Here is a 21,307-nt window from a genome sequence, read left to right as displayed (position 1 = left end):
TAACCGGCCTTAGAAAAAAGAGCGTAAAGAAAGGGACGAAATGAAGCGTTAAGAAATAAATCACTCCGCTGAGCACCAAAGAAGCCATCTCGAAGAGTAATGGAGCTTTGATTTATTTTAGCGTAATGCAGTCACTTTTAGCTCTTTTTTCGCCCGCCTTGATCTTTTGGTTCGTTTTGGATCAAGCCAAAATGAACATGAGACCAGCGGGTTATTAAATAAGGGAAATAATAAATTGAAGAACCCTTCACGCGTAAATCAACCATTCGATGCCGTAAACGACTCGCTTACTTACCGGAATACACCCAACCCCCCCCTCTTTACACAGGCAACCAAACCTTCCGGTACACAAGCGAAGGGGTTCAGCCCTTCGCACTTACACCAACTAATAAAACAACCTTTTTTGAAAAGAACCCGCAGTAATACTTTCTTAACATTCGGGAATGAATTTAGCGCTAACTTTCTTTGCAATAGTTCGTGTAAGTAGCTCAAAATTTCAGACGACTCAAACTTCATGTATCGCACACTCTTACTGGCATTTATTTTTATCATCGGGGGATTTACATCTGTTAACGCTCAGCAAGCCGCTTCTTTAAATGGATACATCACTGATTCTGAAACCGGGGAAACGCTCATCAGTGCAAATATAGGCTTCCAGGAAATCAACAAAGGTACGGCTTCCAATACATTAGGGTATTATTCGCTGCCCAATATTCAGCCTGGCACCTACACCCTTTTTTGCAGTTACATAGGGTACAAACCATATCGACAACAAATTACGCTTGAACCGGGGGAGAACCTGAGATTGGATGTTGAGCTGGTTCCCGAAAGTGTGGAACTGGATGAAATAGTGGTACGCTCCAGCCGGGAGGAAGAAGAACAGAAGAACATCGGAACTGTGCAGGTTGATGCCCAGCTGATTCAGGAGCTTCCGTCTGTTTTCGAAGCCGACGTATTTCGCTCCATCCAGCTGCTGCCCGGCGTTAAAGCCGCCTCAGATTTTTCAAGCGGTTTATATATCCGTGGGGGAAGTCCGGATCAAACCCTGATCCTTTTAGACCGGACCACTGTGTACAACCCCAGTCACTTTTTTGGCTTCTTCTCTACCTTCAATCCCGATGCCATTAAAGACGTGCGATTATATAAAGGCGGATACCCGGCTGAATATGGCGGCCGATTGGGTTCGGTCCTGACAATCTACAACAAAGACGGAAACCGGAATGAAATGGACGGTACCGCAACCGTTGGATTACTGGCTTCCCGGGCTTCGATTGAAGGGCCGTACAGCAAAGGGTCCTGGATGTTTTCAGCACGGCGCTCTACCCTTGAGCCCCTGCTGGCCGGTCTTCGCCAAACTACGGATAACGTACCCAGTCAATTCTATTTCTACGATTTTAACGGAAAAGTGAATTTCGATGCCACCCAAAACGATAAATTATCCCTCGCCTTTTATGCCGGACAGGATCAGGTAACTTTCCCTTTTGCGGAAGATGCTGAGTTTGACCTGAATTATGGAAATCAGACATTAAGCGGCAATTGGACACACATCTTCTCAGAAAAACTGTTCTCTAACTTTGTTCTTACCGGCTCCCGGTACTTCAATTTCCCGGGGTTTGATTTTGCCGGGACAAAGTTCACCCGCTCCAATAACATCTATGATTTTTCCCTGAAAGCCGATCTTGAATATTTGCCCGGCAACAACCACACTATCGAAACCGGGATTTGGTCCGGAATCTTCACCTTCAAACTGCAGGATACTTTTGATGGCCAGGACACCTTTGGGAGCCGCATTCAGAATCAATATGCGTCTTTTTATATACAGGATGAATGGCGACCCAACGACCAATGGATTTTCACCCCGGGGGTACGTATGAACTATTTTTCAGATGGAGATTACGTGCGTATTGAACCCCGTTTCTCCATGGAATACAGGCCCGGAAGCCGGGTACGCCTTCAGGCTGCCTATGGTCGGTACAATCAGTTCCTCACCCTTGTAACCAACGAAGCCTTTTCCGGCTTTGATGTGTGGCTGACTTCCGCCGAAGGCGTCTCCCCTGCTTACGGAGATCAGTTCGTACTCGGAGCTAAAACCATTCCTTTTGAAGGGTATGGACTTGATGTTGAAGTCTATTACCGAACCATGGAAGACCTGTTCGAGCTTGATCCCTTTCTTCCCGACGTTGCCGGACTTTTATATGAAGATTTATTTCGTGTGGGAGACGGAAGTGCATACGGAGTAGAAGTGTTTTTTGAAAAAAGAGCCGGGGATTTCACCGGGTTTATCGGTTATACACTGGGCTACACCTGGAGGCGATACCCGGGTTACAATTCTGAGATTACCGAACAGGGGCAAACCGCTCGTTTCTACCCTCCAAAATACGATCGCCGGCATGATATCAACCTCGTTGGAAATTATCAGTTCAATGAACGCTGGAAAGTTACCGCTTCATTTAACTTTGCCACCGGGCAATCTTACACCAAGGTACTGGGCCGATATGTACAGCTCGACTTACCATGGACCTTTGACGACCGTAACACCTTTACCGTTGGGCGGGTTAATGCCTCCAGGCTCCCAAGTTATCACCGAATGGATGTATCGTTCTCACGAAAAGGCAAGTTCTTTGACCTGGGCGATTCAGAGCTACAGCTGCAACTCATCAACGTGTATTCCCGCCGTAATGTATGGTTCTACAGCTTCGACTTTGATGAAAACCCGGTGGAGCGTAATCCTGTTTACCTGCTGCCCATTCTGCCTTCAATTTCCTACACCGTCAACTTTTAGTAACATGAAGAAACTAACGCTATTAATATTTTTTGCTTCGGCTCTTATCACTTCGTGTAATGTCTATCCGCAAGATGACTATGAGGAATTATATGTGGTTGAATCATACCTGGTTGCCAATCGTCAGTTACCACAGGTTCGGCTTTCTACCACCATTCCGGCTGATGAAGTATACGATTTTGAGGAAGCCGCAGTAAATGATGCAATTATAGAAGTTCGCCTGCTGGCAAACGGACCCGAAAGCTCCGTAGAGCAATCATTTACCTACTCAAATGCTGAAACCGGTATCTATCAACCCGACCAAAATCATGCGGTCATTCCGGAACGAACGTATCAGTTGCACATTTCTTTCCCCGGTTCCAACGATGTTATCACTGCCCATACCATCATTCCGGGAAGCTTTGAGATTTTAGGTGGTGTTGCAGAGTCTGTGGTCTATCAATCTACCAAACAGCTTGAAATTACACTGAGTGAAAGCTCATATCCCGGCCGGCAGAACATTTTTGTATTTAATGCCATCAGCTTTGAACCTGATGCTGAAGACCTCACTCCCTTTTATGCAGACGTGTTTCGGGACAGTGATGACCCTGAAGAAGACCTAACGCTGCTGTCTAATAACAGTTCCGGCATCATCAACGAGGGTAATTTTGAGGTCAACCCGGATGGCTCGGTTACAGTTAAGTATCCCTGGATCGGTATCGCATTTTATGGGGTGAATGATATTGTGGCTAACACCTTAGACGATAACGTATATGACTTCGTGCGATCCCAACAAGTACAGCTGGGCGGTTCCACCCTTTCTCCCGGTGAAATCCAAAATGTCATTTATCATGTAGATGGTGGTATTGGCGTGTTCGGTTCCCTTGCTTCAGATACGGTAACCACGAATGTGGAGCGAAATCCCAATCTGTAACAATAAAAAGCATACCTGCACGGTATTATCTTAGATGTGATCGACTCTGTGATAATGAATATCAATATGCTATATTTTATTCAGTTCACTGCGCTCTAAAATTCAATTCGTTACAGATCAGTTTATGCGCTTAACCTTTCTCTATGTTTTATTACCGTTCCTGGCTTTTACAGGAAATCCCGTTATCTATGCCCAAAGCTCCGGGGAGTTCGAAATTGCCCGGGCTAAATATCGCGGAGGCGGAGACTGGTATAATGACCCTTCTGCTTTGGAGAATCTTATCTCCTTCACCAAGAGTAATGTCCCAATCCAGATAGCAGATTCCTACACGGATGTATCTCTCGGAAGCGCCGACCTCCATTCCTACCCTTTTGTTTTCCTGACCGGCCACGGAAACATTGCTCTCACTTCAACGGAAGCCCGAAACGTGCGCGAGTACCTGCAGAATGGTGGTTTTTTGTACATAGATGACGATTACGGACTGGATGAGTACATCCGTCCGGCCATGAAAGAAGTCTTTCCGGATGAAGAGTTTATCGAGATTCCCTTCAATCATCCTATCTACGATCAGATTTATACTTTTGAGAATGGACTGCCCAAAATCCACGAACACGATGGTAAACCGCCACAGGGATTTGGGATATTTCATGAAGGGCGGCTTGTGGTGTTTTTCAGTTATGAATCTAATCTCAGTGATGGCTGGGCGGATGCTGATGTACACAATACCCCGCAATCACTCCGACAAAAAGCTTTGCAAATGGGCACAAATATTTTAGTATATGCCCTAACATCTAACTAACATACTTCTATCATGAAAACGCTTGTTCCATATTTATTTTTTCGGGGAAACTGCGAAGAGGCCATGAATTACTACAAAGAGTGCCTGGATGGTGAGATCACCGCTTTGCAGCGCTTTGGAGATACTGAAATGCCGGTGGATGACGAGCACAAACAAAAGATCATGCACGGCGAACTGAAAGCGGACGGTATCCATATGATGTTTTCGGACGGCGCACCTCATAAGGATATAACAGAAGGTGATAACGTGCAGCTGAACATAAATATAGATTCTGAAGAAGAGCAGGATAGGCTGTTTGAACTGCTTTCAGAAGGTGGTGAAGTGACTATGCCGTTGGAAACAACCTTTTGGGGCGCCCGCTATGGTATGCTCAAAGACAAATTCGGAATCCGCTGGATGCTAAATTGTGAGTTGGGTTAGTGAAGAGTGATAGGGTGATAAAGTGATGAGGTGATGTGGCTGATTCAGTTAATCGAGGTAAAGTCAAAAAAATAATGGCCAACCCACCCAATCACCCAATCACCCAATCACCCAATCACTTATTCACCCTATCACCCAATCACCCAATCACTCCTCCCCCTTCATCTTGTACTGAAACACCTTGTCGTTAACCTGGTGGTCTATATCAGAATCCGGATCGGGGTATAAGTCATCAGGATCGGTTGTTTCCCGGCGGGTAAGTTTTGATTTAATATCTTTCTGACGCTCCATCAGTTCCAGCTTTTCCTCGCCCTTAGCGGCTGCAATTTTATCAGCCAGCTCATTTTGTTTATGCCGGTAAAAGTTTATCTGTGACGCTCTGATAGAGCTTTTAGCCGTTTTATAAGGATTCTTATCCTTTTCATACTTCAGTCCCACTTTTTCCTCGTGGCGATCACTGGCCGTGTGCTGCTCCAATAGAACATCTCCAACCAAACGCGGAAAAGGGTCGTCCATGCCGGAATACACATTCACAGAAATCTCTTTTTCCTCTTTATATCGCTCGATGATATCCTCATAAAACATCCGCAGTTCATCATCCTCAAAGAGTTTGGAATTGGTGAACGAACAAATGTATTCCACCATACTGCGACCATAGGTAATCATCAGACGAATGAGCTCTTTCTCAAAGTGAGGTTTTTTCCTGGAGCGAGGTTGAGGCCTTTCCGAAACTGCTGCGCCGGATGGATGCGGAGGTTCATCCATTGGCCCACCTTCCATTCCCGGATCCTGGGTTGCACGATCCTCCTGAAAACGCTGCCGGGCTTCTTCCCTTCGCTGCGAGCGTTTTTCTTCCCAGCGCCTGTCGTTCATAACCCGCTCCAGCTGCTCATATAAATCGCTTTCCTTCACCTTCTGGAACTTTTGCATCTTCTGATGCAGGTACTGTACATAAACCTGTCGCTGAATGGAGTCTTTGATGTTGGCAATCGACTCCAGGATCTCGGTGATCACCTTGGGTATTTCAGTAGGCTTTTCGAGCCGGCCTTCTTCACCGGCCTTCAGTAGCAGAAAATCCACAAAATCGCCGGCTTCCTCTTTCTTCAGTTCTTCAAATGATTCCTTGCCGAACTGCTTCACAAAAGAATCAGGGTCCTGATCTTCAGGCAGCTCCAGCAGTTGCACTTCCATCCCCTCGGCCAGCGCGATATTGATACCCCGCTTCATCGCCGTTTGCCCCGCATCATCGGAGTCATAGATCATGACAATGCGTTCACCATAGCGATGCAAAATCTTCATTTGTCCGGCTGTGAGCGACGTCCCACTGCTGGCCACCACATTCTTGATGCCCTGTTCATGAAGAGTGATTACATCCGTGTAGCCTTCCACCAGAATCACTTCCTTGTTCTTTCGAATCTCATTCCTCGCAAAATTGACTCCGTAAACAACCTCGCTCTTGTTATAGACTTTGGTTTGGGATGAGTTGATGTATTTCGCCGTCTTTTCATTACCCAAAACACGTCCCGCAAAGGCAATTACTTTTCCGGTAGGATTGAAAATGGGAAACATCAGTCTTCCCCGAAAAGTATCGTAAAAGCCACTGCCGCGGTTACTTGGCTTGATAAGGTCTGCCTCAACTAAGTAATTTTCATCAATGCCGGCATTCTTTGCAGCCTTCCATAGCTCCTCTCCTCCCGATGGAGAAAAACCCAGTCCGAACTTTTTATACACTTCCCGGTTATATCCCCGGTTCTCGAGGTACTTGATAGCCTTTTCAGCTTCCGGGTTTTCAATCAGGTTTCGGTAATAAAATACACCCGCGAATTTGAGTGCATGGTAAATACCTTCCCGAAGCTGGGTATTCTCGCTCGGCTCTTCATTATCCTCTTCCGGGATGAAGACTCCGTACCGCTCGGCGAGTTGACGAACGGCCTCATTGAAGCCCACCCCTTCCTGATCCATCACAAACTTAAATACATCCCCTGATTCACCACAACCAAAGCATTTAAAAATCTCAAGACGGGGAGTAACGTTAAAGGAAGGTGTTTTTTCATCATGATAAGGACAGAGCCCCACAAATCCACTGCCCGACCGCTTCAGCTTTACGTAGTCTGAAACCACCTCCACGATATCTGCGGCTGCCCGTACTTCTTCTTTTTTCTCGTCACTTATCATAGTCAATGATGAGCATTTTCAAGCTGTAAATAAAGTGAAAATGTGTATTCATAAAGAAAATTTATTCCCGTGGAATTTAAGTGAACCGAAATTCAGTTTAGAAGTGGTAACAGCACAGTCTTCGCGAAGTTTTTCCCAGAAAAGCTAAAAAATAAAGCGTTGGCGTAGTCTGTTACTAACACGTACATTTAGAGCGTAATTAGGTCAAAAATCATCTACACTTCTTTTATGAAAAGCAGATTTTCCACGGCTTTTTTTATCGTGATCGGTTTTCTTCTGATAGATACTACAGCAGGGAATACCCAAAGTCTGTCCGAGTTTCTTTTTGGGCAAACCGTTCAAAACTTCCCCGAAAAAACGATCGATAAATCTTCAGAAGAGTATCTCGACTCCCTGATTGTACATACCACTTTGAAAGAAAAAATCGGGCAGCTCTTTTTTATTCCGGCCGAAGGCGAGTTCACCAACCGGGAAGACCGTAATTACAAACTGCTGGAAGAGATGGTGCAAAAACATCATGTGGGTGGCATCATTTTTATGCGTGGGGATATTTACGGGCAGGCCATCATGACCAATAAATTACAGCGGATGGCCAAATTCCCCCTTTGGGTATCGCAAGACATGGAATTCGGAGCCGCGATGCGGGTGTCGGGTACAACCCGGTTCACCCCTGCCATGGGCGTTGCTGCCACCGGCGACAAGCGCAATGCCTTTATGATGGGAAAGATAACCGCTATTGAAGCCAAGGCATTGGGTGTTCACCAGATTTATGCTCCTGTTCTGGATGTAAACAACAATCCGGATAACCCGGTCATCAATGTGCGCTCTTTTTCAGGAGATCCTCAGATTGTATCTGAATTCGGTACTGCGTTTATGCAAGGCGTGCAAAGTGAGCGCTTGGTTGCCACCGCCAAACATTTTCCCGGCCATGGAGATACCGATGTTGATTCGCACAGCGACCTTCCCGTTGTCAATTATGACTACAACCGGCTTGATTCCCTGGAATTGATCCCCTTCCGCGCCGCTATTGATGGTGGTATCGGAAGCGTGATGAGTGCTCATATCGCCTTTCCGAACATGAACCCAACTGAATTCCTCCCTGCCACTCTCGATTCGGTAATCCTGGGAAGTTTGCTCATGGATTCTCTTAAGTTTGACGGCATGGTGGTGACCGATGGACTGGAAATGAAAGGCATCAGTTCCAAATTTTCACCCGGGCGGGCTGTAGTACAGGCTTTGAATGCCGGTGCCGACATTATGCTCATCAGCCCGGATGTTTATACTGCCATCAACGAAGTGCAGCAAGCCGTTGAGGATGGGGAAATTACCGAAGAGCGAATTAACAAATCGTTTGCCAAGCTGATGCTCTGGAAGCAGCAATACGGACTATTTGATTCGGAGAACCAGGCAGACATCAATGAGCTGGATACCAAGATAAACACGGCTTTTCATGAAGCTGAAGCCCGCCGCATAGCCCGGGAGTCTATCACGCTGCTGAAAAATGAGAATAATATCTTGCCTCTGCTCCCGTCTGAATATCCGGAGATCATGGTGGTTTCGGTTGCCGATGACCGGTCCGGCCGAACGGGATCTGACTTTGTGAAAGAACTCCGCGATTATCACCCCGATGTTACTTTCCATATCTATGATGAAAGAACGAGTGAGCAGGATAAAAGAAGGATATTGAATAAAGCCGGTGAGGTGGACCTGATCATCATCGGTTCATTTCTGCACCTTCGGAACGGACAAACCGTTCACCTGAATTCCGAGCAGCAGTATTTCCTGAATAACCTGGTGAAGAGCCGGAAACCCACCGTGCTGGTTTCATTCGGGAACCCGTATGTACTTTCAGATTTAAAGGATACCGATGCTCATGTATTGGGCTGGTACCATTCATCCCAACAGGTTCACGGTGTGGTTCCTGCCCTGTTTGGAGCCAGTAAAATCAGTGCCAGGCTCCCCATCGAAATACCCGGGCTTTACCCGTTAGGGGCCGGACTGGAAATGGAGCATACCACCCTGCGATTTGGGGAACCGGAAGAAGTAAACCTGGATCATGAAAAGCTGTTTGAAGTGGACCGAATTATTAGCGAAGCCATTCGGGATTCTGTTTTTCCTGGAGCAGTAGTCGGTATCGTAAAAGATGGCGTACTGGCTTACAACCGCGGATATGGGTACCAGGATTACGAGAAAACAGAGGCCGTAAGAGATACGGATGTATTTGATTTGGCATCCATCACAAAAGTAATGGCCACCACAACCGCTATTATGAAACTGGTTGATGAAGGTGAACTTACCCTCGATGACCCTGTTGCCAACTACATTGAAAAATTCAAAACAGACAAGAAGAAAGACATTACCATCCGCGACCTCCTGCTTCATCAAAGCGGACTCCCGGCTTTCCGCGTGTATGTGGATTCACTTACGGAAAGAAATCAAATTGTGGAGGCAATTAAGAATGAGCCTTTGATTTACGAAACCGGCTCTGATTATGTGTACAGTGATTTAGGGATGATTCTTCTGGGTGAAATTGTTCATGAAGTGAGCGGCAGCCGGCTGGACCGGTTCATGAGAAATGAATTTTACTTCCCTATGAATATGTACAGCACCTTTTTTAACCCGGCTTCAACCAGTCGCTGGCTGGTACCCAGAATATCCCCCACTGAAATTGATACCGTTTTCGACCGGGGAAAAGTACGAGGCCGGGTGCATGACGAACGCGCCTACTTTATGGATGGTGTGGCCGGGCATGCCGGGTTGTTTTCATCTTCCATCGATATGGCCAAATACAGCACCATGCTGCTGAATGAAGGAGTTTATTCCGGCAAAAGATATCTGAAAGCTGAAACTATCCGTGAGTTTACCTCCAAACAATCGGAGCACAGTGGTCGCGGTTTAGGTTTTGACCGAAAAAGTCCGGGCGGTTTTTCAACTGCGGGGATGCTTGCCGGTGAGGATACTTTTGGTCACTTAGGCTTTACAGGCACCAGCCTTTGGATTGACAGAGAGAAGAATATGGCCGTTATTCTGTTAACCAATCGAACATTTCCGTACCGGTCGTATGGAAAGCGAATCAGTGAAATCAGGGCTAAAGTTGCAGATGCAGCCTTTTCCGCAATAACCAATTAGTATGAGCTGGAAACCACTTTACGAACAATCTTATGTACCCTACTCTTCGAACAAACACGCGTGTGTGGTAGAAAGTAAATCCGGGAAATGTTACGCCGGGGTGAGGATTGAAAATATTTCATACCCACTCACTATTCCGGCAGCCCAGGCTGCTTGTGCCATCTGCCTGAGTGAAGGTGAAATTCCCGCTAAAATTTACACGCAAGATCCTGCATCCGAACAGCTGGATTACTGGGCCAAAGAGTTTGAGCTGGAAGTCATAGAAACCAACAACCCTCCACAGGATAAACTGGAAGATCTCTTCCATCCTTCAGAAAAAGAATTTGAAGTACTGCCCAGATTAAAAACACTGCTGGACAAAGCCGTTACTCCCAACTCCGACTTCCCGGTTTCTGCCATTCTATTTACAGAAGATGGATATTTCGAAGGCGTAAACGTGGAAGTAAGTGCATGGACGCACGGCATCTGCGCAGAGAGAGTAGCAATATCAAAAGCTTTTGCTGCAGGACATACCGAGTTTACCCGTCTGGAAGTGCACACCCGAAAGGGAGAAATCAGCAGTCCATGCGGAGCCTGCCGCCAGGTAATCTCAGAGCTGCTTCCCTATCATGACATTGTGCTTCATCATTCTGATGGAACACAGTCGGAGCACCTTTCCCTCGACCTTCTACCCTTTAGCTTCAAGTCTTCTGCTCTCAAGAAATAACGGCAGTCCGTAAATGGAAATCAGATGAAATAGGTTAGTCATCAACAGAATGAATGGCTAATTTCAAGCTTTTATAATCAACCGTATATATGCCCATAAACTTTATCGCTGTACTTGACCACGAACATCTGGAGAATTCTGTTTTCCTGACCGCCTTTGCCAAGTCGCTGGCAAAGCTTGGTGACCGCAAGGGGCTCGTAGTTCATGGTGACAGCCCCTACACCGACCGGCTCATACAAACAGGCATGATGAGAGAGGACGCCCGGCTCAGAGCCATTAAGGACCTCAACAAACGGCTGGTGGGATTATTTGCAGACCAGGGAATTCCCACTATAGGTATTCATGGATTTCAAAAGGGATTGATCACCAAACGGGAAGATGCAATCAGCCTGAACAAAAAAGCATTAGACGCTCATCATGCAGCTCCTAATTTATTAATTTCAAGTCTTGTGGAGCAAAACGGAGCTCCTCAGCATGTTCCATTACCTGAATTCAGCCGGTCTTTATCCATTGAACTGGATAATGCAGATATCCTTTTGTTCTCAAAAAACGAGAAAGATGAAATCCTGATTTCAGAATCCAAAGAAAAGCTCTCATGGGGCAATTTACCGGCCGGATTTGCAGAAACCACCATTCCCGATGAGTTTAGAAATTTTGATCATCCCTTAAAACTGACTACCGCTACTGATTTTGCCAACTGGCCATCGCTGAAAAAAGTGACAAAAATCGAGTGACCCGAAAAAAAGTTTAAAATTTATGCTAAAAAAGCACTTTTTAATTTGACTCAATATCCCCGATTGAATAGCTTCAACGCACTTTCTGAAAACAGAAAATTTTAACTAATAAATAATTTAACGGAGCTACTAATGAGTAGAGTTGAAGAAATCAAAAACCTCGTAGAAGAAACCACAGTAGAAATGGAAAAATTCTACGACAAGGGCAACAAAGCAGCGGGTACACGTGCGCGTAAAGGCCTTCAGGAATTAAAAAAATTAGCTCAGGAGATCCGTCTTGAGATTCAGGACATCAAAAACAAAGACTGATTTTTACAGCTCTAAGTTTTTACAAAAGCCGCTTAATCAAGCGGCTTTTTTTATATCCGAACATTCTGTATCTACCTCCTGATCATTAAAAATAAACGCCTAAAATGCGATCTCTGTCTTTCCTTCTGCTTTTTTGTTTCCTCATTTCCTGTTCCTCCCCCCAACATCCTGAAACCCTCCCCGAACTGGAAAATCTCATCAACACCAGAGTTTCTGAACTTGAAGGTACCTTCGGGATATCCTTTAAAAGTCTTCAGGATCCTGATTTGGTGATTAGCATCAATGAAGATGAACGCTTTCACGCCGCAAGCACTATGAAAACACCGGTTATCATGGAGCTGTACCGGCAGGCTGAGCAAGGAAGATTCTCGGTTCAGGATTCAATAACCGTACAAAATGAATTTGTCAGCATTGTTGACAGTTCCACTTTCAAAATGTCTGTTTCGGAAGACAGCGAGCAGGATTTGTACTCCCTTTTGGGCAAAAAAACCTCCCTTTACCACCTCGCATACGAAATGATTACCCGAAGCAGTAACCTTGCCACCAACATTTTAATCGATTTTCTGGATGCCAAAAAGGTGACCACCACCATGCGTGAAATCGGGGCCGATAGTATTGAAGTGCTTCGAGGGGTTGAAGATATCAAAGCCTATGAGGCTGGCTTGAGCAACACGACCACCCCAAAAGATCTTCGAATTATGTATGAGGAGCTCGCTAAGGGAGACTTACTGACGGAAGAATCTAAACAAGAGATACTTTCCATACTGAAGCAGCAAAAGTATAACGACATGTTCCCCGTAAAGCTTCCTGAAGATACGCCGATAGCGCATAAAACCGGATGGATTACCAATGTTCATCACGATTCCGGAATAATCTACATGCCGGATGGAGATGCATTCGTTCTCGTTTTCCTCTCAAAAAATGCCCCTAATCGTGAGGCCGTCCTCGAAGCCTCCGCTGATATTGCCCGTTACTGCTACGATTTTATGAGCAATCGTTGAGTATGAGTTCGATTAATAATGAGTCGAAAAGTAACCTACTTATGCTTTGCTTGAGTTCTTCAACAGAATAATTCTATTTAGCAAGCTTTGAGTTCGGTCTGACGGCTTAAAGTCCGTCTAACCGTTGTGATTTAGATTATCAGGCTCATTCGAGCCATCCATCAGACGGGCAACCCGTCAGAAGGATCTCATAACCTGGTGAGTTTACGGTTTGAGGCTTTCCTTATCTCGATATCAGGTTAATTAAGATTTCTACTTCGAAACATTCTTTGGGTTAAGCTTGTTGAATGAATGAATGTGAACAACTAATCTGGATATGTATAACGACTTAGCCGACGCGGTAGAATCACTTAAAGAAAAAGGATTTGATTATACCTTTGAACTTGGTAATGACTGCATTACCTGTAAAGAACTGGATGTAGAGTACTCCACGGATGATCTCACTATCTTAGAAACCCACAAATTTGATCAGGGAACCGACCCCGGCAGCGAGTCTACCGTTTATGCTATCGAAGCTGACAGCGGCGTTAAGGGTACGCTTATCATGTCGTACGGTAAATATGTGGACCCGGAGAAAGCCGAACTTATCGACCGGCTCCTCGAATCTCATGAAGCCTGATTACATCCCGCTGTACTTTTCGGGGATGGGGTTGAACTCTGATTCGTGCGCCCAATAAATGGTAACCACCCACCAGCGATCTCCATCATCAAAAAGCTGAATGCTGTTTATACCTTTGTTGAAAGGTTCGGCGTCCGATTTACTGCGCTTAGATCCGTAGGTGCTAAACAGGTGCACCACTCTTCCATAATGGTGTTCTTCCCGATGGATTTCGTATTCATAAAATCCATTCTCCACAAAATAAGGATCCGTGTTTTCGATGAATTCCCCGGGGGTCATTATCTGGTACACGTTTTTTCCCTGCTGATTTCTTCCGGTGGGAATAAGTCTGGCTTCCGGAATCACTAAATTCCTGAAACGCTCCCAGTCTCTGGGTTCCCCCTTCTCCCCGGAAATAGATGCGTACAGAGCTTCCATGAGGTTGTCGATGCTTTCCACATCTTTGGCGCGCTGCTCTTCACTAACCTGGGCAACAGCAAATTGCGCTCCAAAAAGTATTATAAGTAGGATGGTATATAGTTTTTTCATGATGTTTTTTTAAGTGTTCAGGCGTCAGCTTTCAGATCTTAGAATCTGACCGCTATTATGATTCTACACAATTTGACTGACGGCTGGTATCAACAATAAAGAATATTTTCCAGTCCCCATCTTTCTTCACAAGCTGAAATGAATTCACCCCGCAGTGCGAGAACTTGTCTCCTATATAAAATTCGAAAGGCGTCCATACGGTAGCAAGGTTGCCATCAATATTAATATCGTAGCTGCCAATGCGTTCGTCCCATACCTGTTCTTTTGGGGAACCGATAGCATTTAGGAATGAGGCGAGATTACCGGTATTAACCATCACTTCTCCTTGCTGATTAGTCGCCACCCTTTTCATAATAGCATCTTTGGTGAAAGCATCGGCCACCATGGCGCTGTCACTTGCTCTCATTCCATCAAAAAGTTGTTCAATGGTCGCTTGTACATCTTTCACATCCCGGGTTTGGGCATTCACTGAATCAGGGACAGTAAACAGAAGGGCTGCAGCTATTAAAAGTAAAAAGTGCTTCATCGTAAATCGGTTTGGTTAAGGGTTGAACCGAATTACGGAATAAATTCTGACAAGTTTGTATAAAAATGTAATACCCGGATTGAGCGAAAACAAAAAAGCCTTGATCTCACGACCAAGGCTTTCTCTTCTAAATATAGAATTTAAAACTTGCTTACAGCAGCATGGAGAGCGGATTCTCCAACAGATTCTTCACGGTATTGAGAAACTCAGCTGCTTTAGCTCCATCCACAATGCGGTGATCACTGGAAAGGGTAACTTTCATACGCTTACCGGGAACTACTTCTCCGTTTTCAACCACAGGCACGTCGCGGATAGCACCCACAGCTAAAATACAAGCATTTGGCGGATTGATGATTGCGGTGAATTCCTCAATCCCAAACATGCCCAAATTACTGATGGTGAAGGTGCTGCCTTCCATTTGCTCGGGCTGCAGCTTACGATCGCGTGCCAGTCCGGCCAGTTCTTTGGTTTCTGATGAAATTTGTGCCAGACCTTTTTGATCGGTATGACGGATAACCGGAGTCATCAATCCTTCATCGATGGCTACGGCAACGGCTACATGAACGTCTCCGTGCTCTTTGATTACATCGCCATGCCATGAGCTGTTTACCGCCTGATGACGTGTAAGAGCAATTGAGCAAGCTTTAACCACAATATCATTGAAGCTGATTTTAACTTCATTTGCTTCATTCATGGATGAACGAGCAGCCATTGCTGCCTTCATATCAATGTCGATAGTCTCGTAGAAATGCGGGTTGCTGAACTTGCTTTCGGACAAGCGTCGGGCAATGGTTTTTCTCATTTGAGATACCTTGACTTCGCGGCTTTCCAGGCTCTTGAATGATGGAGCGGATGCAGCAGCAGGCTGTGCAGATTCTTTGTAGTTCTCAATATCGGCCTTGATAATTCTGCCACCGGGACCGGAACCATCCACTCTGCCTAAATCAATTCCCCGGTCTTCAGCCATATTGCGGGCCAAAGGAGAGGCCTTAATTCTTCCATTATCGGAAGTTGAGTCCGTTGACGGTTCAGATTTAGGTGAAGTCAAACCGGATGAACTTTCTGAAGTAGTTTCTTCTTTCTCGGAAGAGGCTGTTTCTTTTACTTCTTCTTTTGAAGATGAAGAATCACTACCTGCACCGTCAAGGATGTCTGAAATGTCTTCTCCTTCCTCACCCAGAACAGCCATCAATCCGCCCAGCGGAACGGCATCGCCTTCACCAACCAGAATTTTGAGAACGGTACCTTCATCAAAGGCTTCCACTTCCATGGTGGCTTTGTCAGTTTCTACTTCAGCAATAATATCGCCGGCCTGTACTTTATCTCCTTCGCTTACATTCCACGAGGCGATCACCCCTTCTTCCATGGTATCGCTGAGCTTCGGCATTTCAATCTTAATCGCCATAATTCTTCTAATCTAAACTGTTGAGTGAGTTGTAATTCGTATTTAAGCTTAATTCAATGTAATGGGTGTAAAAGTAAAAAGGCAAAAGGGAAAGGTGAAAAGTAAGTTTGTACCCACTTTTCACCTTTCACTTTTCACTTTTGCCTAATTCCTGTAAGTAACCTGATTCACTGCCTCAATAACCTGCTTAGCATCCGGCAGCCAGGCATCAAACAAAGGCTTGGAGAACGGAGCATTCACGTCCGGCAGGGTAACGCGCTGAACCGGAGCGTCTAAATAATCAAATGCCTCGCGCTGAATCAAGAAGCCGATTTCTGCTGCAAATCCGGCAAACGGATGGGCTTCATCCACAACCACACATCGGTTGGTTTTTTTAATGGATTCAATAATCAAAGGCAAATCAAGAGGCTTAACCGTACGCGGATCAATGATTTCTACTTCCAATCCGTCTTTCTCAAGCTGTGCAGCTGCCTGTTTGGCTACGTGATACATCTTTCCGTGAGCAACAACCGTCACATCGCTTCCTTCTCGCTTAATTTTTCCTTTTCCAATGGGAATGGTGAAGTCGTCTTCATCAGAAACTTCTCCTTTCATGCCGTACATCTGCTCTGATTCCATGAACAATACCGGATTGTCATCACGGATCGCAGATTTAAGCAGCCCCTTGGCATCACCAGGCTCGGAGGTATAAATAACTTTCAATCCAGGAAAGTGGGCATACATTGAATCGTAAGCCACAGAGTGTGTTGCACCTAACTGGCCGGCAGAGGCGTTGGGTCCACGGAATACAATCGGCATGGAAATCTGTCCACCCGTCATATACCCAGCTTTGGAGGCATGGTTAATGATCTGATCGGCAGCAAGCACTGCGAAGTTAAAGGTCATGAACTCCACAATAGGGCGAAGGCCGTTCATTGCCGCGCCCACTCCAATCCCCGCAAAACCAAGCTCTGAGATGGGAGTATCGATAACCCGTTTGTAGCCGTATTTATCTAAAAGTCCTTCGGTAGCCTTGTAGGCTCCGTTGTATTCAGCAACTTCCTCACCCATAATGAAGACTTTCTCTTCACGGGCCATTTCCTCGTCAATTGCCTCTTTTATTGCTTCTCTAAATTGTAATTCAGCCATTACTTTATGTAGTCAGTTTTTAAAATTATTTGTGGAAATAAGGATCGTCTTCAGCAAACATGTCATCGTAGAGTTCAGACTCTTCCGGGAAATCAGCATTGTCCGCAAAATCAACGGCTTCCAATACCTCGTCTTCCACTTTGTCCTCTATTTCCTGAATCTCATCATCACTCAGAATTTTTTCATCCTTCAGGTACGTCTTCAAACGCTCGATGGGATCCACCTTTTGATATTCTTCCAGCTCTTCCTTGGTTCGGTACTTCTGTGGATCCGACATGGAATGTCCGCGATAGCGATACGTTCGAATTTCAAGGAAATAAGGCTCTGATGTCTCACGTACTTCTTCAGCCACCTCTTTCATGGCTTCGTACACAGAAAATACATCCATGCCATTTACCACTTTCGCCTTCATTCCGTAGGCTTTGGCCCGGTCCACAATTTCAGTAACTGTATGACGGCGGGCCGCTGTACCCATGGAGTACCCGTTATTCTCTACCGCAAAAATGGCCGGCAGCTTCCACAGATTGGCAATATTAAAAGTCTCGTGCAGTGCCCCTTGATCTACAGCACCGTCTCCAAAAAAGGTCGCAGAAATACGCCCATTCTGATTGTACTTGTTGGCGAACGCAAGTCCCCCACCAATTGGGATATGACCACCTACAATTCCGTAACCACCCCAAAAGTGATTTTCTGTTTTGGCAAAGTGCATGGATCCGCCTTTACCTTTGGAGCATCCTGCCGCTTTACCGAATAGTTCTGCCATGCCTTCTTTAGGAGTGATTCCCCGGCACAGTCCCCATCCGTGATCACGGTAAGCCGTTATAATATCGTCGTCATCATTCAGGGCATACACCGTTCCGGTAGAGATGGCTTCCTGGCCTATATAAAGGTGAAGAAATCCACCAAATTTCCCTTTCTGATACTGCTGCATGGCACGCTCTTCAAATCGTCGCTGAAGATACATTTGCTCATACATGGCCTTGAGGTTGTCTTCGCTCAAGCCAAGGGATTTGTGTTTCTTTTTAGTTGGGGATGGAAGGTCTACGCCTTTTTGGACGGCACCATCTTTTTCATCTCCAATCCCCCGGGGGGCAAAATTTACTTCGTCTGTTTTCTTCTTAGCCATAATTAGTTTTAGTGATAACAGGATTCTTCAAAAGGTTGGAAATATATCCAATTTTTATGAAGATTTCGTGATTTGATTCTGCTTGATTAATTACATCCTGATTGAACACGGATAACACTGATGTTTGGGATAATCACTGATTTGTAACTTGCACCTTAAAAATAGTTCAAGCGTCCGCTTGTACTTTGTGAACAACATCAATACTTAAATTCAACACCACACAAGCGCCTCATTTGTGCGATAATCATGAACATACACCCGTGATGATCCGTCCAATCCAACTCATCCGTGTTCCATTTCTTTGCACATAATACAGATAACCAATCAGGAAATGGATTCAGTGATTATTTCATTCACTTTTTCCAAAGCTTCGCTCAATTTTTCAGGCTGGCGGCCTCCGGCTGTTGCCAGGTTAGGCTGTCCACCACCCCCTCCGCCTACAAGCCTTCCAAGCTGACCCACAATTGCGCCTGCTTTCAAACCTTTTTCCTTAATGAGGTCTTCTGAAAGTGCCACCATCAGGTACACCTTCCCTTCTTCTTCATCTTTGGATCCCAATACAATTGCGGTGTTTTTCTTTGTTTTCTGAAGACCATCGTACCCAAGCTGCTTTAGGACGTCCATATCGGCGCCGGCAATTTCACCTTTCACGAGTTTAATATCTGAATCCAGGGAACCGGCATTTTGAATCAGCTCGTCCAGCTTGGCACCGGTATTCTGGAGCTGCACTTGTTCGAGCTCTTTCTCCAGTGATTTCTTTTCTTCGATCAGCTTCATTACATCAGCTGCCAGATCCTGTGTTTGACCGATCGCTCCTTTCACCTGCTTAAGCAGTCGTTTTTCATCGCGGAGTAGCTTATCTGCCCGCGTTCCGCAAACAGCCTCAATTCGACGGATGCCGGCAGCTACAGAAGTTTCCTGTGTAAATCGGAAATAGCCGATTTCTCCGGTAGCCCCAACATGAGTTCCACCGCAAAGTTCAACGGAATAATTTTCATCAAAGGTGATCACCCGAACGGTTTCTCCATACTTCTCCCCGAACAACATCATCGCACCGCGATCTTTAGCCTCTTCAATCGGCACATTTCGTTCTTCCTGGAGCGGGATGTTTTCCTGAATTTTCTCATTCACCAGCTGTTCCACTTCATCCAGCTGTTCATCCGTCATCGCCTCAAAATGGGAGAAGTCGAAACGAAGGTGATTCTCATCCACCAACGATCCCTTCTGAGCCACATGATCACCCAGAATTCCGCGCAGCGCAGCATGAACCAAATGGGTTGCTGAGTGATGTTTTTGAATTTCAATCCGGCGGTCCAAATCTATGCTTGCTTTCCAGCTTCCGCTCAGGTCTTCAGGAAGTTTATCTACATAGTGTATAAATTGTCCGTTCGACTTCTGCACATCCAGCACCTTGATGTACTCATCGCCATTGGTGATGAGCCCTGTATCAGCAACCTGACCACCGCTTTCAGCATAAAAAGGAGTTCTGTTCAACTGAATCGCAAACCGGTCTCCCTCCTTGCGATAGGCAATAATATTCACTTCCGCTTCCGCATCGTCATATCCCACAAACTCAAATTCATCGGTTTCTTCAACCACGTTCCATGATTTCGAGTCGGATTGATCCACCGAAAACTTTCCGGCAGCACGAGCACGTTCTTTCTGCTCTTTCATATGCTTGTTGAAACCTTCCACATCCACTTCAACGCCTTGTTCGCGGGCCATCAGTTCTGTAAGGTCGATTGGGAAACCATAAGTGTCGTGCAGCTTGAAAGCATCCTCACCGGAAAGCTTGTCCTTCCCTTCCACCATTTCGTTGAACAGCTCGATGCCTTGTCCCAATGTTTTCAGAAAGCTCTTTTCTTCCGATCGAATCACATTAACGATGTATTCTTTTTGAGCCGGAATTTCCGGGAACACATCCTTGAATTGCTCCGCCAATACATCTACTAATTTGTAGAAAAACGGTTCTTTGAAATCCAATACATCCCAGCCGTAACGGATTGCACGGCGCAGAATCCGGCGGATGACATACCCCCGGCCATCATTACCCGGAGAAGCACCATCAGCTATCGAGAAAGTAACCGCCCGGATATGATCAGCTATCACACGCATGGCAATGTCTTTCTCTACATCGTTGCCGTATTTCAGTCCGGCCATGTCTGCAATTTCATTAATTATCGGGGTGAATACATCAGTGTCGTAGTTGGATGTCTTGCCCTGCAAAACGGCACAAATTCGCTCAAAGCCCATTCCGGTATCCACATGCCGGGCGGGGAGTTTTTCAAGAGAGGCATCCGGCTTCCGGTTAAACTGAATGAATACCAAATTCCAGATCTCCATCACTCTTGGGTCGTCCATATTCACCAAATCACGGCCGGGCTTGTTCTTTCGTTCCTCATCTGAACGAAGATCGATATGAACTTCCGAGCACGGGCCACAGGGACCTGTTTCCCCCATCTCCCAGAAATTATCTTTCTTTCCACACTTCAGGATGTGATCGTGATCTATGCTTGTCTCACTTTTCCAAAGCTCGATGGCTTCATCATCCACAGGGAGTCCGTCTTCTTCATCACCGCCAAATACGGTAGCGTATAAACGATCGGGTTCCAGTCCCCACTCATCCACCAACAGCTCCCAGGCCCAGGCAATAGCTTCTTTCTTGAAATAATCGCCAAACGACCAGTTCCCCAGCATCTCAAAAAGCGTGTGGTGATAGGTATCGTGACCTACTTCTTCCAGGTCATTGTGCTTTCCGCTCACACGAATGCATTTCTGGGTGTCGGCTGCGCGATTCCAGGTTTTCCCTTCATGCTTAAGGACTTCCTCTTCCCCAAGAAAAATGGCTTTAAACTGGTTCATCCCCGCATTAGTGAACAACAGGGTTGGGTCGTTTTTAGGTACAACAGGAGCACTATCAACAATAGCGTGATCTTTTTCAGCAAAGAAATCAAAAAATTCCTGACGAATCTGGGCAGAAGTCTTGTGCGACATTAATTTTGATGTG

General features: G+C 45.7%; 17 protein-coding genes. 10 read left to right on the top strand and 7 right to left on the bottom strand.

Features of this window, described 5'->3' with window-relative positions:
• Window positions 1-514: 514 nt before the first annotated feature.
• The 4 genes from JJ941_RS14980 (at window position 515) to JJ941_RS14965 (ending at window position 4,914) form a co-directional block, all read left to right on the top strand.
• Window positions 515-2,782, top strand: a complete 2,268-nt coding sequence (locus JJ941_RS14980; RefSeq protein ID WP_290966980.1) for a TonB-dependent receptor — start codon at window positions 515-517, stop codon at window positions 2,780-2,782.
• A 4-nt stretch (window positions 2,783-2,786) separates the two neighbouring features.
• Window positions 2,787-3,695 (top strand): DUF4249 family protein, encoded by a 909-nt coding sequence (locus JJ941_RS14975; protein ID WP_290966977.1) that lies wholly within the window; start codon window positions 2,787-2,789, stop codon window positions 3,693-3,695.
• Window positions 3,696-3,819: 124 nt separating this feature from the next.
• Window positions 3,820-4,494 carry a DUF4159 domain-containing protein gene (locus JJ941_RS14970; protein WP_290966974.1) on the top strand — a complete coding sequence of 225 codons (675 nt, stop codon included), beginning with the start codon at window positions 3,820-3,822 and terminating at the stop codon, window positions 4,492-4,494.
• 12 nt (window positions 4,495-4,506) lie between these two features.
• Window positions 4,507-4,914, top strand: a complete 408-nt coding sequence (locus JJ941_RS14965; protein WP_290966971.1) for a VOC family protein — start codon at window positions 4,507-4,509, stop codon at window positions 4,912-4,914.
• Window positions 4,915-5,061: 147 nt separating this feature from the next.
• On the opposite strand, the gene dnaG is transcribed toward JJ941_RS14965, so the two are convergent.
• Window positions 5,062-7,089, bottom strand: a complete 2,028-nt coding sequence (dnaG, locus tag JJ941_RS14960) for a DNA primase (protein ID WP_290966968.1) — start codon at window positions 7,087-7,089, stop codon at window positions 5,062-5,064.
• 228 nt (window positions 7,090-7,317) lie between these two features.
• Between dnaG and JJ941_RS14955 the strand changes: the two genes are divergently transcribed.
• From JJ941_RS14955 to JJ941_RS14930, 6 genes are all read left to right on the top strand, one after another.
• Window positions 7,318-10,218, top strand: a complete 2,901-nt coding sequence (locus JJ941_RS14955) for a glycoside hydrolase family 3 N-terminal domain-containing protein (protein WP_290966966.1) — start codon at window positions 7,318-7,320, stop codon at window positions 10,216-10,218.
• Window position 10,219: 1 nt separating this feature from the next.
• The gene (locus JJ941_RS14950; protein WP_290966963.1) at window positions 10,220-10,924 is read left to right on the top strand and encodes a cytidine deaminase; all 705 of its coding nucleotides are present in this window, start codon (window positions 10,220-10,222) and stop codon (window positions 10,922-10,924) included.
• A gap of 89 nt (window positions 10,925-11,013) precedes the next feature.
• Window positions 11,014-11,658 (top strand): hypothetical protein, encoded by a 645-nt coding sequence (locus JJ941_RS14945; protein ID WP_290966960.1) that lies wholly within the window; start codon window positions 11,014-11,016, stop codon window positions 11,656-11,658.
• A gap of 132 nt (window positions 11,659-11,790) precedes the next feature.
• Window positions 11,791-11,967 (top strand): histone H1, encoded by a 177-nt coding sequence (locus tag JJ941_RS14940; RefSeq protein WP_255134905.1) that lies wholly within the window; start codon window positions 11,791-11,793, stop codon window positions 11,965-11,967.
• A 104-nt stretch (window positions 11,968-12,071) separates the two neighbouring features.
• On the top strand, window positions 12,072-12,968 hold the full coding sequence (locus JJ941_RS14935) for a serine hydrolase (protein ID WP_290966955.1): 897 nt from the start codon (window positions 12,072-12,074) through the stop codon (window positions 12,966-12,968).
• A 316-nt stretch (window positions 12,969-13,284) separates the two neighbouring features.
• Window positions 13,285-13,587, top strand: a complete 303-nt coding sequence (locus tag JJ941_RS14930; protein ID WP_290966952.1) for a hypothetical protein — start codon at window positions 13,285-13,287, stop codon at window positions 13,585-13,587.
• Here JJ941_RS14930 and JJ941_RS14925 read toward each other — a convergent pair whose 3' ends face one another.
• From JJ941_RS14925 to alaS, 6 genes are all read right to left on the bottom strand, one after another.
• Window positions 13,588-14,115: a hypothetical protein gene (locus JJ941_RS14925; RefSeq protein WP_290966949.1), complete on the bottom strand. Its 528-nt coding sequence runs from the start codon at window positions 14,113-14,115 to the stop codon at window positions 13,588-13,590. It abuts the gene before it with no gap.
• Between the two features lie 55 nt (window positions 14,116-14,170).
• Complete coding sequence (locus JJ941_RS14920) at window positions 14,171-14,641, bottom strand: nuclear transport factor 2 family protein (protein ID WP_290966946.1); 471 nt, start codon at window positions 14,639-14,641, stop codon at window positions 14,171-14,173.
• Between the two features lie 151 nt (window positions 14,642-14,792).
• Window positions 14,793-16,046, bottom strand: a complete 1,254-nt coding sequence (locus JJ941_RS14915) for a pyruvate dehydrogenase complex dihydrolipoamide acetyltransferase (protein WP_290966944.1) — start codon at window positions 16,044-16,046, stop codon at window positions 14,793-14,795.
• 144 nt (window positions 16,047-16,190) lie between these two features.
• Complete coding sequence (locus tag JJ941_RS14910; protein WP_290966942.1) at window positions 16,191-17,174, bottom strand: pyruvate dehydrogenase complex E1 component subunit beta; 984 nt, start codon at window positions 17,172-17,174, stop codon at window positions 16,191-16,193.
• Between the two features lie 25 nt (window positions 17,175-17,199).
• The gene (gene pdhA / locus JJ941_RS14905; RefSeq protein ID WP_255134912.1) at window positions 17,200-18,300 is read right to left on the bottom strand and encodes a pyruvate dehydrogenase (acetyl-transferring) E1 component subunit alpha; all 1,101 of its coding nucleotides are present in this window, start codon (window positions 18,298-18,300) and stop codon (window positions 17,200-17,202) included.
• Window positions 18,301-18,624: 324 nt separating this feature from the next.
• Window positions 18,625-21,294, bottom strand: a complete 2,670-nt coding sequence (gene alaS, locus JJ941_RS14900; protein WP_290966939.1) for an alanine--tRNA ligase — start codon at window positions 21,292-21,294, stop codon at window positions 18,625-18,627.
• Between the last annotated feature and the right edge of the window lie 13 nt (window positions 21,295-21,307).

It is taken from the genome of Gracilimonas sp., from assembly GCF_017641085.1.
Lineage (GTDB): Bacteria > Bacteroidota > Rhodothermia > Balneolales > Balneolaceae > Gracilimonas.
This window is presented reverse-complemented; position numbering and strand designations above follow the sequence as displayed.